Below are 15864 nucleotides of genomic sequence, written 5' to 3' on the forward strand. Positions count from 1 at the left end.
ACATGCAATTTACATCATTGATATTACCGATCTTATTATTGGCTCTAATGTATTTCTTCTTAATTAGACCACAACAAAAACGTGCTAAAGAGCATCGTGAAATGATAAGTCGTGTTGAAGCTGGCCAAAGAATTACTACAATCGGTGGAATTAAAGGTACAGTTAAAGCAGTTGACGAAACAACAGTAGTCGTAACAGTTAATGGACACGGTACTGAAATGACTTTTGAAAAACCAGCTATTAAACAAGTTGATCCTTCATAAAGTAAAATAAAAAATGTTAGTTTAATTTTTATTAATTATAAATACTGGTGCTATCAATTTAGGTAGTATCAGTATTTTTATTTTCAACCTAAATTATGTATATTTTAAGTTAATAAGTGAATTATTATAGTGAACTAAATAGCTAACTTTCTTTAAGTTTACAAATCAATTCCTAATAAGAAAGTATCCAATAATTTCGCTCTAAAGTGTAGTATGTTAATATGAATGAGTCGTAAAAAGTTAATCTTTTGATTCCGACTTGCAAATATTAGGATTTTTCGAGTATTCTAGTATCATAAGTAAATAATGAGGTGTTCATGTGAAGAAAAGTAGTAGACTGATTGCATTCTTACTACTGGTGGTCCTTCTGTTCGCAGGTATGGGTCTTACATACAAGAATGTAATTAAGAATGTTAACTTAGGCCTTGATTTACAAGGTGGCTTCGAGGTACTTTATCAAGTTGATCCATTACATAAGGGTGATAAAATTGATAAAAATGCGTTGCAATCAACAGCGCAAACCCTAGAAAACCGTGTTAACGTATTAGGTGTTTCTGAACCTAAAATCCAAGTTGAAGATCCCAATAGGATAAGAGTACAACTTGCAGGGGTTAAAGATCAGAAAGAAGCTAGAAAGATTTTATCATCTCAAGCTAATTTAACGATTCGTGATGCGGATGATAAAGTTAAATTAAGCGGTGCAGATATTAAACAAGGGTCTGCTAAACAAGAATTTAAACAAAATACCAATGACCCAACAGTTACTTTTAAAGTCAAAGATAAAAACAAATTTAAAAAAGTAACTGAAGAAATATCTAAAAAACAAAATAATGTGATGGTTGTTTGGTTAGACTTCAAAAAAGGCGATAGCTATAAAAAAGAAGCTAACAAAAAAGATCCTAAATTCGTATCAGCTGCAAATGTTGATCAACCAATTAATTCCGATAGTGTAGAAATTTCTGGTGGATTCCATGGTCAAGAAGGCGTTAAGAAAGCTAAGCAAATTTCAGAGTTATTAAATGCCGGTTCTTTACCAGTTGATCTTAAAGAAATTTATTCTAACTCAGTAGGTGCGGAATTTGGTCAAGACGCTTTAGATAAAACAATCTTTGCCTCAGTAGTTGGGGTAGCACTAATTTACCTATTTATGTTAGGTTTCTATAGATTACCAGGTTTAGTGGCAATTATTGCATTAACAACATATATTTATCTAACTCTAGTGTCATTTAACTTTATATCAGGTGTCCTTACACTACCTGGTCTAGCAGCGTTAGTATTAGGTGTCGGAATGGCAGTAGATGCTAATATCATCATGTACGAGCGGATTAAAGATGAGTTGAGAATAGGTAGGACGCTTAAACAAGCATATTCCAAAGCAAATAAAAGTTCATTCTTAACTATCTTCGATTCAAACTTAACAACTGTAATTGCCGCAGCAGTATTATTCTTCTTCGGTGAAAGTTCAGTTAAAGGTTTCGCGACAATGCTGTTACTTGGTATATTGATGATCTTTGTAACTGCAGTATTCTTATCTAGATTACTATTATCATTACTTGTTTATTCAAATCTATTTAAGAAAAAATTCTGGTTATTCGGTGTTAAGAAACAAGATAGACATGATATCAGTGAAGGTATAGATGTACATGATTTAAAAACTTCATTTGAGAAATGGAATTTTGTTAAATTAGCTAAACCACTTATTAGTTTAAGTATTTTAATCGTTGTTGTAGGTTTGGTTATTCTGTACATTTTCAAATTGAACTTAGGAATTGATTTCTCTGCAGGTACGCGTGTTGATTTACAATCAAAAGAACCATTAACGCAATCCAAAGTTGAAAAAGTAGTGAAAGATGTTGGACTAGAAGCAGATCAAATTCAAATTAATGGATCTGGTAGTAAAAATGCGACAATTCAGTTCAAACAAGATTTATCTCAAGCAAAAGATAATCAATTAAGTGACAAGATGAAATCTGAATTTGGTGATACTCCACAAATTAATACAGTTTCACCACTTATTGGACAAGAATTAGCTAAAAATGCAATGCTAGCATTAGTTTATGCTGCGTTAGGTATTATTATCTATGTGTCACTCCGATTTGAATGGAGAATGGGATTATCTTCTGTTTTAGCATTATTACATGACGTATTTATAATAGTTGCTGTATTTAGTTTATTACGTTTAGAAGTTGACCTAACGTTTATCGCAGCTATTTTAACAATAGTTGGTTATTCAATTAACGATACAATTGTTACATTTGACCGTGTCCGTGAAAACCTTCATAAAATTAAGGTCATCACTACATCAGAACAAATCGATGATATTGTTAATAGATCTATTAGACAAACAATGACACGTTCAATTAATACCGTTTTAACAGTAGTCGTTGTTATTGTGTCAATTCTTTTATTAGGAGCACCAACAATATTTAATTTCTCATTAGCATTATTAATTGGATTAATTTCAGGTGTATTCTCATCTGTATTCATTGCTGTTCCTCTATGGGGAATTATGAAAAAACGTCAATTGAAAAAATCATCTAATCATAAACTAGTTGTTTATAAAGAGAAAAAATCAAATGATGAAAAAATAGTAGTATAATCAACTAAAGGTTGAGCATAAATGTTGGATATAATCTGCAATAGATTTTTCCAACAAAGGCTCAACCTTTTTATTTTCTTCAATTTTAGATATAATGACATTTGGAAATGAGGAAGGTTACTTATGATTAAATCTAAATATAATTGGAATTTAAATAACCCAACTGAATATATAACTGATGATATTGTTAAAAGCTTAAAACTATCACCTATTATTAAGAAAATTTTAGAAAGTAAACATATTGTTTACGAAGAAAGCATTCAACAGACATTAAATGGTGTAGAAATTGATCATGATACCTCTCTTTTAAGTGATATTGACAAAACAGTTGAACGAATTAATCAAGCCATCGATAAAAATGAACGCATTCTTGTGTATGGAGATTATGATGCTGATGGCGTTACTTCTACAACGATATTAGTACATACACTTCAAAAGTTAGGAGCCCAAGTAGGATGGTATATTCCAAACCGTTTTACAGAAGGATATGGACCTAATGAAATGGCCTTCCAAAATGCCTATGATGAAGGTGTATCACTAATTATTACAGTGGATAATGGTATACAAGGTCATAATGAAATTAAAATGGTACAAGATCTAGGTGTAGATGTGATTGTGACCGATCATCATGAAATAGGTCGTACTTTACCTGAAGCATATGCTATCGTACACCCAATGCATCCAGAATTTGATTATCCATTTAAATATTTATGTGGTGCAGGTGTAGCATACAAACTAGCACAAACATTGTTAGATAATGTACCAAATTATTTTAAAGCATACGCTGCGATTGGAACAATTGCCGATTTGGTATCTTTAACAGATGAGAATCGTTCGATTGTTCAAAATGGGTTACGAGTGATGAATGAAAGTTGTCCTATAGCAATAAAAGCGTTATTGAACCAAGCAAGTTTCAATGATGAAATTTCAGAAGAAACTATTGGGTTTATTATTGGTCCAAGATTAAACGCAGTAGGAAGATTGGAAGATGCATCTTTAGCTGCTGAGCTATTAATGTCAGAAAGTCCTGAAGAAGCGGAATTCTTGGCAGAACAAGTAGAGCATTTTAATCAAGAACGCAAAGATATAGTCGCTTCTATAACGGAAGAGGCACTTGCAATGGCAGAAGATTATGTTAAGCAAGGTCACCAATTTTTATTATTAGCTAAAGAAGATTGGCATGAAGGTGTATTAGGCATCGTTGCTTCTAAAATTGTAGAGACATATAGTTTGCCAACGTTAATATTAAATATTGATTATGAACAAAATCATGCTAAAGGGTCAGCAAGATCAATTGAACAAGTATCAATGTTCGAAATATTAAGTGCGCACCAAGATTTAATTAGCAAGTTTGGTGGCCATCATATGGCTGCAGGAATGACGATGGACATTGATAATATAGATGAGTTACGCACTGGCTTAAATGATTGGATGGCGCGTTTAAGTGAAACAACATCGCTAGAGCCAAGTAAGAATGTTGATGTATTACTAGATGAATCTGATATTACAATTAAAAATATTAGAGATATTCAAAAATTAAGACCTTTTGGTACGGATTTCACTTCTCCGTTATTTGAAATAAGAGATATTGCTATTAAATCTCTTAAAGCAATAGGAAAAGAACAGAATCACTTAAAAATGACATTAGGTGAATCAAATTTAGTTTCATTGTTTTGGCAAAATGGCGCATATGCATCTCAATTAGAAATAGGTCAACCTGTAAATTTAATTGGTAATCTTCAAATTAATGAGTGGAACGGTAATCAAACACCTCAATTTATGGTTCAAGATATTGCTATGGATACATTGCAAATATTAGACTACCGAAGTAAAAGTAAAAATACAGATTTCTTAAATAATGATGAAACTACTGCTTTTATGATTCAATCAAAAGCCCAAAAATTAAATGAAAATGAATTTTATTATGGTGAAACTGTACCTGATCATTTTGATAAAATGGTATTAAGAGATTTACCCATGACGCTTGATGAGCTAAAACTTACTTTACAACAAACACAAATCTCTCAGGTTTATATCGTATTCCAACATAAAGCTTCAATTTATTTTGAAGGTATGCCTAGCAAAGAATTATTTAAAAAATGTTATAAAGCTTTAATTAATAAAAAAGAAATGAATTTAGCAACTGAAGGTATGATGTTATGCGAATTTCTCAATATTAAAGCAAATATACTAAAATTTATGTTAAAAGTATTTTTAGAATTAGGATTTATTAACGAAGATGATGGTATAATAACGATTGCGACTCAACCTAGTAAACAGGACATAGAATCAAGTCAGATGTATCAAAGTAGGTTGTCTAGAATAGAAGTTGAAAAATTATTATTATACGATGATTTTACGCATTTAAATCAATGGATAAAATCACATTTGGGAGATAATTATTAGGAGGAAATTTTAAAATGGATTTAAAACAATATGTATCTGAAGTTCCAGATTGGCCGAAACCGGGAGTTAGTTTTAAAGATATTACAACAATTATGGATAATGGTAAAGCTTATGGTTATGCCACAGACCAAATTGTAGAGTATGCAAGAGAAAAAGACGTGGACGTAGTAGTTGGACCAGAGGCTCGCGGATTTATTATTGGTTGTCCTGTAGCATATTCTATGGGTATTGGATTTGCACCAGTTCGTAAAGAAGGAAAGTTACCTCGCGAAGTTATCAAATATGAGTATAACTTAGAATATGGGACAAATGTCTTAACAATGCATAAAGACGCTATTAGACCAGGACAAAGAGTATTAATCACTGACGATTTATTAGCCACTGGTGGTACTATCGAAGCTGCTATTAAACTTGTTGAAAAATTAGGCGGCATAGTAGTCGGCATTGCATTCATTATAGAATTAAAATATTTAAACGGTATTGAAAAAATTAAAGATTATGATGTAATGAGTTTAATTTCTTACGATGAATAGTATTAATTTAAAACTTGTAAACTAAAGAATATAAGCTAGTTCTCACACTTATTAACATATTATCGTTAATAATATGATATATGAGAACTAGTTTTTTGTATTTAAGGAATTAACGGACCAGTCAAATGTATTTATATAAACAGTGAAGATAAAATTAATGTAGGGTTGCTTTACAATATAATTGAGATTCATTTATTTATTCAAAAAATTGTAGTATCATATAGCTAATATTATATTTTAATTCATGATAGATAGCTTATCAGTGCCTCTAAATTTTGATAAAATGAAAACAATTCAAAGTTGTTGAGTCACATGGCTATTTTGTTTTCTTTTTAAATTTAAGCCATTAGTTACATTTAATGATTATTTATTATATAAAGTCATTTTAATGTTTTTTAGATAAGCCTTTACTAAATGAGTTAGTTAAAAATTAATTTGCATAAATTCTTATCATCATTTTTAATTTTAGGGCATAATACATAACAATCGATAATAAAGTTCAGAGATAGAAATATAATCAATAAGTGGGGTGTCTATATTGAATAACGAGTATCCTTATAGTGCTGACGAAGTGCTTTACAAGGCAAAGTCCTATTTAAGTGAAAGTGAATATCAATATGTTTTAAAAAGTTATCATATTGCTTATGAAGCACATCAAGGGCAATTCAGAAAAAATGGCCTGCCATATATCATGCATCCTATACAAGTAGCGGGAATTCTTACTGAAATGAGATTAGACGGACCCACGATAGTTGCAGGTTTCTTACATGATGTCATTGAAGATACGCCGTATACATTTGATGACGTCAAAAATATGTTTAATGAAGAAGTTGCAAGAATTGTAGACGGTGTTACAAAATTAAAAAAAGTAAAATATCGTTCTAAGGAAGAACAACAAGCAGAAAATCACCGTAAATTGTTTATAGCCATTGCCAAAGATGTGCGTGTTATTCTAGTTAAATTAGCAGATAGATTACATAATATGAGAACGCTAAAAGCAATGCCTAGAGAAAAACAAATTAGAATTTCTAAAGAAACCCTAGAAATTTATGCCCCATTAGCTCATAGACTAGGTATTAATACAATTAAATGGGAATTAGAAGATACTGCTTTAAGATATATTGATAGCGTGCAATATTTCCGCATCGTTAATTTAATGAAGAAAAAACGTAGTGAACGTGAAGCATATATAGAAAATGCTATTGGTCAAATTCAAGGTGAAATGGATAAAATGAGTATTGTTGGTGAAATCAACGGTCGACCAAAGCATATATATAGCATTTATAGAAAAATGATGAAACAGAAAAAGCAATTCGATCAAATATTTGATCTACTTGCTGTACGAATCATTGTTAATACTATTAATGATTGTTATGCAATTTTAGGTCTTGTACATACGTTATGGAAACCTATGCCAGGACGTTTTAAAGATTATATAGCAATGCCTAAACAAAATATGTACCAATCATTACATACAACTGTAGTTGGTCCTAATGGCGATCCGCTAGAAATACAAATTCGTACTTACGAAATGCATGAAATTGCTGAACATGGTGTAGCAGCACATTGGGCATACAAAGAAGGTAAAACTGTAAATGAGAAAACACAGGATTTCCAAAATAAATTAAATTGGTTAAAAGACTTAGCTGAAACAGACCATACGTCATCTGACGCACAAGAATTTATGGAATCTTTAAAATACGATTTACAAAGTGATAAAGTCTATGCATTTACACCTGCAAGTGACGTTATAGAATTGCCATATGGTGCGGTACCAATTGATTTTGCATATGCGATTCATAGTGAAGTAGGAAATAAAATGATTGGTGCTAAAGTAAATGGAAAAATCGTACCAATTGATTATATTCTTCAAACTGGTGATATCATTGAAATTAGAACCAGTAAACATTCTTATGGACCAAGTAGAGACTGGCTAAAAATTGTTAAATCATCAAGCGCTAAGAGTAAAATTAAAAGTTTCTTTAAAAAGCAAGACCGTTCTTCAAATATTGAAAAGGGCAAATTCATGGTTGAAGCGGAAATTAAAGAACAAGGATTTAGAGTTGATGATATTCTTACTGAAAAAAATATAGAAGTAGTAAATGAAAAATATCATTTTGCAAATGAAGATGACTTGTATGCTGCAGTTGGTTTTGGTGGTGTAACTGCAGTTCAAATTGTTAATAAATTGACTGAACGTCAAAGAATATTAGATAAACAAAAAGCACTAAACGAAGCACAAGAGGTAACTAAATCTGTACCAATAAAAGAAGATATTATCACTGATAGTGGTGTTTATGTTGAAGGACTAGAAAATGTTCTAATTAAGCTATCAAAATGTTGTAATCCTATACCAGGTGATGATATTGTAGGTTATATCACCAAAGGTCACGGTATTAAAGTGCATAGAACAGATTGTCCTAATATAAAAAATGAAACAGAAAGATTAATTTCGGTTGAATGGGTTAAATCAAAAGATTCGACCCAACGTTATCAAGTTGATCTTGAAGTTACTGCATATGATCGTAATGGTCTATTAAATGAAGTGTTACAAGCAGTCAATTCAACTGCAGGTAGTTTAATAAAGGTTTCTGGCCGTTCCGATATTGATAAAAATGCAATTATTAATATTAGTGTCATGGTTAAAAATGTAAATGATGTTTACCGTGTAGTTGAAAAGATTAAACAGTTAGGTGATGTATATACTGTTACAAGAGTATGGAACTAGAACTTAAGAGGTGCAAAGAAAAATGAGAGTAGTTGTACAAAGAGTTTCAGAAGCTTCTGTATCAAATGACAACATTCACAATTCTATTAAAAAGGGTTATTGCTTATTAGTAGGTGTTGGTAAATCATCAACAGAAGCTGATGTGCAAGCAGTTGCCAAGAAGATTGCGAATGCTAGATTATTTGAAGATGAAAATGACAAACTGAATTTTAATATTCAACAAATTGAAGGAGAAATATTATCTATTTCACAATTCACTTTATATGCTGATGTGAAAAAAGGTAATCGACCTGGCTTTTCAAATTCTAAATCACCTGATGAAGCAAATGAATTATATGAATCGTTCAATGAGGCATTAAGATCATATGGATTAAATGTGAAAACAGGTGAATTTGGAACACATATGAATGTAGAAATTCATAATGATGGTCCTGTTACAATCATTTATGAGAGTCAGGATGGCAAAGTAATATGAACAACTTGAGTAAATGGTTAACTAAAAGTTGGCAAAATAATCGCCTTACATTTATTGTTGTCATTTGTTTTGTGTTGTTTCTAATATTATTATTTATGTTCTTAAATTATAATGATGAAGATAATGGCACAATATCTATTACTGAAAGCGCAGAGTTTAGAACAGGACCAAATGCTGCTTATCCTGTTATCTATAAAATTGAAAAAGGCGATACCTTTGAAAAGATAGGTAAATCTGGGAAATGGATTGAAGTGAAGAATAAAGCTGGAGACAAAAAAGGTTGGGTTGCTGGTTGGCATACTAACTTAAATATCCATGCCGATAATTCTAAAAAATCTAATCCATTAAAAGGGAAAACGATTGTACTTGACCCTGGTCACGGTGGACGTGATCAGGGAGCTTCAAGTAATACTTCCTCAAAAAGTTTAGAAAAAGTATATACATTAAAAACTGCAAAAGAGTTAAAAGCATTACTTGAAAAAGAAGGTGCTCATGTAAAAATGACACGTTCTGATGATACATATGTGTCTTTGGATGATAGGAATATCAAAGGAGACGCTTTTATAAGCATACATAATGACTCGCTAGATTCCCCAAACGCTAACGGTGTAACTGTATATTGGTTACAAGATAACCAAGAATCACTAGCCCAAACACTTAGTAGTAGCATCCAAAAGAAATCCCTCCTTACAAATAAAGAAGCAAGGCAACAAAACTATCAAGTATTAAGACAAACGAATATTCCTGCAGTATTGTTAGAATTAGGTTATATTAGCAATCCAACAGATGAAGTTATGGTTAGAGATAAGTTACATAGACAAATTGTTGAAGAAGCAGTTGTTGACGGTCTAAAACAATATTTCTCATCATAGAACTTGCAAATCATTAGAAAACTCGTTATCATAATAATTGAATTATAAATAATAAACCGATTGTATTCTTGAAAGAATAAACAAAAGAGGTAGTATATAAATATATACGTAGAAATGTAACCCATAAGGCTGAAAGGTTACACTGAGTAGTTTATGACTTTGAACACAAGAAGAGGTGCTTTATTCCAAAGTAAAGCCGGGTAACGTACGTTAAACGTTTTGAGTGGATTTGAGACAATTATGTCTAAATCAATTAGGGTGGCAACACGGATATTCGTCCCTTGTGTAGTATTAAATACTATGCAAGGGCTTTTTTATTTAATTTTTTAAATTTATAACGAAATAAACGTGCTCAATATTAGTAAAGGAGATAAAATATGATTAAAATTCCAAGAGGAACACAAGATATATTACCTGAAGATTCAATCAAATGGCGTTATATTGAGAACAAACTTGATCAATTAATGGAACTATACGACTATCAAGAAATTAGAACGCCTATTTTTGAAAGCACTGAACTTTTTGCTAGAGGTGTGGGAGATTCTACCGACGTCGTTCAAAAAGAAATGTACACATTTAAAGATAAAGGTGACCGTAGTATTACATTAAGACCTGAAGGAACAGCTGGTGTAGTTCGTTCTTATATTGAACATAAAATGCAAGGTAACCCAAATCAACCTGTGAAGTTATATTATAATGGACCGATGTTCCGATATGAACGTAAACAAAAAGGTCGTTATCGTCAATTTAACCAATTTGGTGTTGAGGCAATTGGTTCAGAAAATCCAAGTATTGATGCTGAAGTATTAGCGATGGTTATGCATATATATGAATCTTTTGGTTTAAAACATTTGAAGTTAGCGATTAATAGTATTGGTGATAGTGATTCTCGTAAAGAATATAACGAAGCGTTAGTAAAACATTTCGAACCAGTTATCGGTGACTTTTGTCAAGATTGTCAATCACGATTACACTCTAACCCAATGAGAATATTGGATTGTAAAGTTGATAGAGACAAAGAGGCAGTTAAAAACGCTCCACGTATTACTGATTTTTTAAACGAGGACTCTAAAGCATATTATGAGCAAGTTAAAAAACATTTAGATGATTTAGGTATTCCTTACGTAGAAGATCCTAATTTAGTACGTGGATTAGATTATTATACTCATACCGCATTTGAATTGATGATGGATAACCCTAATTATGACGGAGCAATTACAACGCTTTGTGGCGGCGGACGTTATAATGGTCTTCTTGAATTATTAGGTGGACCAAGCCAAACAGGTATTGGGTTTGCATTAAGTATTGAAAGATTACTTCTAGCATTGGAAGAAGAAGACATTGAACTAGATGTTGAAAATGAATTTGATTTATTTGTAGTAACTATGGGAGAAGCTGCAGATCGATATGCAGTTAAGTTACTTAATCAGCTACGTAAAAATGGTGTTAAAGCAGATAAAGATTATATGAACAGAAAAATTAAAGGACAAATGAAACAAGCTGACCGATTAAATGCGAAATATACTATTGTAATTGGTGATCAAGAATTGGAAAACAATCAAATTGATATTAAAAATATGGAAACCGGTGAATCTGAATCAATACAATTAGATCAAATTGTTGATTATTTTCATAAATAGAAAGGGAGTTTTAAAATGAGTAAGCGAACAACATATTGTGGATTAGTTACAGAGAACTTATTAAACGAAAAAGTAACTTTAAAGGGATGGGTTCATAACAGACGTGACTTAGGTGGATTAATTTTTATTGATTTAAGAGATAGAGAAGGTATAGTACAAATTGTGTTTAATCCAGACTTTTCTCAAGAAGCATTAAATATTGCAGAAACTGTTAGATCAGAATATATCGTAGAAGTACAAGGTGTAGTTACTAAACGTGATACTGAAACAGTAAACCCTAAAATAAAAACAGGTCAAGTGGAAGTGCAGGTTGAAAATATTGAAATTATCAATAAATCTGAAACACCACCATTTTCAATTAATGAAGAAAATACAAATGTAGATGAAAATATAAGATTAAAATATAGATATTTAGATTTACGTCGACAAGAACTAGCACAAACTTTTAAAATGAGACATCAAACAACACGTTCAATTCGTCAATACCTAGATGAAAGTGGATTCTATGATATTGAAACACCAGTTTTAACAAAATCAACGCCAGAAGGTGCAAGAGACTATTTAGTACCTTCTCGTGTACATGATGGTGAATTTTATGCATTACCACAATCACCACAGCTATTTAAACAATTATTAATGATTAGTGGTTTTGACAAATATTATCAAATCGTAAAATGTTTCCGTGATGAAGATTTACGTGCTGACCGTCAACCTGAGTTCACTCAAGTCGATATAGAAATGAGTTTTGTTGATCAAGAAGATGTTATGGCTATGGGTGAAGAAATGTTACGTAAAGTCGTAAAAGATGTTAAAGGTATTGATGTTGAAGGCCCATTCCCACGCATGACTTATGAAGAAGCGATGAATCGTTATGGATCAGATAAACCTGATACACGTTTTGATATGGAATTAATTAATGTTTCACAATTAGGTCATGAAATGGACTTTAAAGTATTTAAAGATACAGTTGAAAACAATGGAGAAATAAAATCTCTTGTAGCTAAAGGTGCTGCAGAACAATATACTCGTAAAGATATGGATGCATTAACAGAGTTTGTTAACATATACGGTGCTAAAGGATTAGCTTGGGTTAAAGTAACGGAAGAAGGTTTAACAGGACCTATTGCACGTTTCTTTGAAGACAAAGATGCTGAATTATTAAAATCACTTACTGATGCAGAAGCTGGAGACCTAGTTATGTTTGTAGCTGACAAACCTGAAGTGGTAGCTCAAAGTTTAGGTGCATTACGTATTAAACTTGCAAAAGAATTAGGCTTGATTGATGAAACGAAATTAAACTTCTTATGGGTAACTGATTGGCCATTATTAGAATATGATGATGAAAGCAAACGTTATGTAGCAGCGCATCATCCATTCACATCACCTAAGAAAGAAGATATTGATAAATTAGATTCTGAACCTGAAAATGCCCAAGCTAATGCATATGATATTGTATTAAATGGATATGAATTAGGCGGAGGTTCTATTAGAATTCACAACGGTGAATTACAAGAAAAAATGTTTGAAGTATTAGGATTTACCAAAGAACAAGCGCAAGAACAATTTGGTTTCTTACTTGATGCATTCAAATATGGTGCACCACCACATGGCGGTATTGCGTTAGGTTTAGATAGATTAGTTATGCTATTAACTAATAGAACTAATCTTAGAGATACAATTGCTTTCCCTAAAACAGCGTCAGCTACTTGTTTATTAACAGATGCTCCGGGAGAAGTGTCAGATAAACAATTAGAAGAATTATCACTACGTATTAGACATTAATTGATAAACTATTAAGATTTATCATTTATCGTTTATGTCTAATTATTGACTTAACAAAAATGATTAAAAAAATACGAAGTTGATTAATTCCTTTATCATGAGATTTGTGGTAATATAATGACATAAGATAGTCATCTGTGATGTTCGTAAGTTTGCTTTTTATTTGGGCCTAACACTCTTTGATCAGGGAGCCCAATAGGTTTTCATGCAGCGCACACGCCTCATTTGGAGGACTTGCAAAACATGAAACAGGGCACCCACCTGTATAAAACAGGCCGAATGATCAAGCTATTTATAACTACGGCATCTACGGACTCTATCGGTACGCAAGACTTAGGTCTTGCGTATTTTTATTTTTAAATTAAAATAATATATACATAACATAAAAGTAGATTGTTTAGTTAAAGGAGATTAAAATGAAACATCAATTTTCTAGAAATGAATTAGCTGTAGGACAAGAAGGACTTGAATTATTAAAAAGTAAAACAGTAGCCGTATTAGGCGTTGGTGGAGTAGGGTCTTTCGCTGCTGAAGCATTAGCCAGAACAAATATTGGTCATATCATTTTAATTGATAAAGATGATGTTGATATTACAAATGTCAATCGTCAAATTCATGCACTTACATCTACAATTGGACAAAGTAAAGTAACACTTATGGAAGAACGAATTAAGCAAATTAATCCAGACTGTAAGGTAACTTCACTACATATGTTCTACACTGAAGAAACTTATGAAGAGATTTTTAATAATTATGATATAGATTACTTTATTGATGCGAGTGATACAATTATTTATAAAGTACATTTAATGAAAGAGTGCCTTGAAAGAGGTATCGACATGATTTCCAGCATGGGTGCGGCTAATAAAATTGATCCAACTCGTTTCCAAATAGCAGATATTTCTAAGACACATACTGATCCAATGGCAAAGGTAATTAGAAATAGATTAAAACGACTTGGGATTCGTAGTGGAATTAAAGTCGTCTTTTCAGATGAAAGTCCGATAGTTATACGTGAAGATGTAAAAGAAACAGTTGGCGATAAAAATGCAATTAATAGAAAAGGGCAAATGCCACCATCATCAAATGCATATGTACCTAGTGTCGTTGGGTTAATATGTTCAAGCTACGTTATTAACGATATTTTAAAAGATATTCCATTGAGACGTATTAAAGATAAAGGACAATACTAATAATCGTATTAGGTATAAAATAAAAAGATAGCTCATTCATACGTAATTAATACGTTGAAGAAGAGCTATCTTTTTTGTTTATTTTGACTGATTCAATAAATTTTCATAAATGGCTTTAAATTGTTGTTCGCTTTTAGAGGTAGTTTTAGGTTCATAATAAATTCGATTTTTAAGTATATCAGGTAAATACTGTTGTACAACATGACCGTTTTCATAATTGTGCGGATATTTGTATCCAGTTGCACGTCCTAATTCTTTTGCACCAGCATAATGACCATCTTTTAAGTAATCGGGGATTTGACCTACTTTACCTTGTCTAATATCACTTAATGCTTTATCAATTGCAGATATACCTGAGTTAGATTTAGGTGATAAACATAATTCAATCACAGCTTGGCTTAATGGTATTCTTGCTTCAGGAAAACCTAAACGTTCAGCTGATTGAATTGCAGCTAATGTTCGGTGACCCGCATTAGGTGAAGCAAGTCCTACATCTTCATAACTTATAACTAAAAGTCGTCTTACAATTGTTGGTAAATCACCAGCTTCAATAAGACGTGCTAGATAATGTAATGCCGCATTGACATCACTACCCCGAATAGATTTTTGAAATGCACTCATAACATCATAGTGCATATCGCCATCTTTATCACTTACAAATGCACCTTTTTGTAAACAATCTTTAGCATCTTGCAAAGTTATATGACGTGATCCGTCTTTTTCAGAAGCACTTAAAACCGCTAATTCTAATGCATTTAATGCACTTCTAACATCGCCTTGACTCTGAGTTGAAAAGTATGTCATTGCATCCTCATCTACAATAGGAGAATAAGACTTAAGGCCTCTCTCTTTATCTTCTAACGCTCTATTCAAAGCGATATGAACATCATCATCGTTCAATGGATAAAGTTCAAAAATTTGAGCTCTAGAACGTATTGCTGGATTGATGGCATGATATGGATTTGAAGTTGTAGCACCAATCAAGACAATTTTCCCATTTTCTAAATGAGGTAATAGAAAATCTTGTTTTGCTTTATCTAAACGATGGATTTCATCTAATAACAAAATCACTTGTCCAGACATTTTTGCTTCATCAACAACCATTTGCATATCTTTTTTAGTGTTTGTTACAGCATTTAATTGTCTAAATTTATATTGAGTACTACCGGCAATAGCTTTAGCAATACTTGTTTTTCCTATTCCAGGAGGACCATAAAAAATCATTGAAGAAAGTCGTTTAGTATCAACCATCCTTCTTATGATACCTGTTGGTCCAACTAAATGTTGTTGTGATATAATTTCATCTATATTAGTAGGTCTCATCCTAGACGCTAAAGGTTCAGTATTCACATTTGTCACACCTTTCTAATATA

General features: G+C 31.8%; 11 protein-coding genes and 1 other RNA gene. 11 read left to right on the forward strand and 1 reads right to left on the reverse strand.

Features of this window, described 5'->3' with window-relative positions; all coding sequences use genetic code 11:
- The first annotated feature begins 2 nt into the window (after nucleotides 1-2).
- The 11 genes from yajC to Q4528_RS04165 all read left to right on the forward strand — a co-directional run bounded on the left by yajC (nucleotide 3) and on the right by Q4528_RS04165 (nucleotide 14491).
- Entirely contained in the window at nucleotides 3-263 is a 261-nt protein-coding gene (yajC, locus tag Q4528_RS04115; protein WP_017637062.1) for a preprotein translocase subunit YajC, read from the forward strand.
- A gap of 319 nt (nucleotides 264-582) precedes the next feature.
- Nucleotides 583-2862: a protein translocase subunit SecDF gene (gene secDF / locus Q4528_RS04120; protein ID WP_303520642.1), complete on the forward strand. Its 2280-nt coding sequence runs from the start codon at nucleotides 583-585 to the stop codon at nucleotides 2860-2862.
- A 123-nt stretch (nucleotides 2863-2985) separates the two neighbouring features.
- Nucleotides 2986-5268, forward strand: a complete 2283-nt coding sequence (recJ, locus tag Q4528_RS04125) for a single-stranded-DNA-specific exonuclease RecJ (protein WP_046466767.1) — start codon at nucleotides 2986-2988, stop codon at nucleotides 5266-5268.
- 14 nt (nucleotides 5269-5282) lie between these two features.
- Nucleotides 5283-5801, forward strand: a complete 519-nt coding sequence (locus Q4528_RS04130; protein WP_029055702.1) for an adenine phosphoribosyltransferase — start codon at nucleotides 5283-5285, stop codon at nucleotides 5799-5801.
- Nucleotides 5802-6339: 538 nt separating this feature from the next.
- Nucleotides 6340-8529: a RelA/SpoT family protein gene (locus Q4528_RS04135; RefSeq protein ID WP_046466766.1), complete on the forward strand. Its 2190-nt coding sequence runs from the start codon at nucleotides 6340-6342 to the stop codon at nucleotides 8527-8529.
- 22 nt (nucleotides 8530-8551) lie between these two features.
- Nucleotides 8552-9004 (forward strand): D-aminoacyl-tRNA deacylase, encoded by a 453-nt coding sequence (gene dtd / locus Q4528_RS04140; protein WP_017637067.1) that lies wholly within the window; start codon nucleotides 8552-8554, stop codon nucleotides 9002-9004.
- Nucleotides 9001-9876, forward strand: coding sequence for an N-acetylmuramoyl-L-alanine amidase family protein (locus Q4528_RS04145; RefSeq protein WP_046466765.1), 876 nt, complete (start codon nucleotides 9001-9003; stop codon nucleotides 9874-9876). The genes dtd and Q4528_RS04145 overlap by 4 nt, the downstream gene beginning before the upstream one ends.
- 377 nt (nucleotides 9877-10253) lie before the next feature.
- Nucleotides 10254-11516: a histidine--tRNA ligase gene (gene hisS / locus Q4528_RS04150; protein WP_046466764.1), complete on the forward strand. Its 1263-nt coding sequence runs from the start codon at nucleotides 10254-10256 to the stop codon at nucleotides 11514-11516.
- A 15-nt stretch (nucleotides 11517-11531) separates the two neighbouring features.
- The gene (gene aspS, locus Q4528_RS04155; protein WP_046466763.1) at nucleotides 11532-13298 is read left to right on the forward strand and encodes an aspartate--tRNA ligase; all 1767 of its coding nucleotides are present in this window, start codon (nucleotides 11532-11534) and stop codon (nucleotides 13296-13298) included.
- Nucleotides 13299-13427: 129 nt separating this feature from the next.
- A non-coding RNA gene (gene ssrS, locus Q4528_RS04160) (6S RNA) lies at nucleotides 13428-13618 on the forward strand.
- 96 nt (nucleotides 13619-13714) lie between these two features.
- Complete coding sequence (locus tag Q4528_RS04165; protein ID WP_017637071.1) at nucleotides 13715-14491, forward strand: tRNA threonylcarbamoyladenosine dehydratase; 777 nt, start codon at nucleotides 13715-13717, stop codon at nucleotides 14489-14491.
- Nucleotides 14492-14569: 78 nt separating this feature from the next.
- On the opposite strand, the gene Q4528_RS04170 is transcribed toward Q4528_RS04165, so the two are convergent.
- Nucleotides 14570-15841 carry a replication-associated recombination protein A gene (locus Q4528_RS04170; RefSeq protein ID WP_017637072.1) on the reverse strand — a complete coding sequence of 424 codons (1272 nt, stop codon included), beginning with the start codon at nucleotides 15839-15841 and terminating at the stop codon, nucleotides 14570-14572.
- Nucleotides 15842-15864 lie beyond the last annotated feature (23 nt).

The sequence above is a fragment of the Staphylococcus pasteuri genome (assembly GCF_030547725.1).
Classification (GTDB): Bacteria; Bacillota; Bacilli; order Staphylococcales; family Staphylococcaceae; genus Staphylococcus; species Staphylococcus pasteuri.

What these genes read in the sequence shown, in the direction of transcription:
- dtd (WP_017637067.1), top strand. Translation starts at nt 8,552, where the DNA reads ATGAGAGTAGTTGTACAAAGAGTTTCAGAAGCTTCTGTATCAAATGAC.
- Q4528_RS04165 (WP_017637071.1), top strand. Translation starts at nt 13,715, where the DNA reads ATGAAACATCAATTTTCTAGAAATGAATTAGCTGTAGGACAAGAAGGA.
- Q4528_RS04145 (WP_046466765.1), top strand. Translation starts at nt 9,001, where the DNA reads ATGAACAACTTGAGTAAATGGTTAACTAAAAGTTGGCAAAATAATCGC.
- yajC (WP_017637062.1), top strand. Translation starts at nt 3, where the DNA reads ATGCAATTTACATCATTGATATTACCGATCTTATTATTGGCTCTAATG.
- Q4528_RS04130 (WP_029055702.1), top strand. Translation starts at nt 5,283, where the DNA reads ATGGATTTAAAACAATATGTATCTGAAGTTCCAGATTGGCCGAAACCG.
- hisS (WP_046466764.1), top strand. Translation starts at nt 10,254, where the DNA reads ATGATTAAAATTCCAAGAGGAACACAAGATATATTACCTGAAGATTCA.
- recJ (WP_046466767.1), top strand. Translation starts at nt 2,986, where the DNA reads ATGATTAAATCTAAATATAATTGGAATTTAAATAACCCAACTGAATAT.
- aspS (WP_046466763.1), top strand. Translation starts at nt 11,532, where the DNA reads ATGAGTAAGCGAACAACATATTGTGGATTAGTTACAGAGAACTTATTA.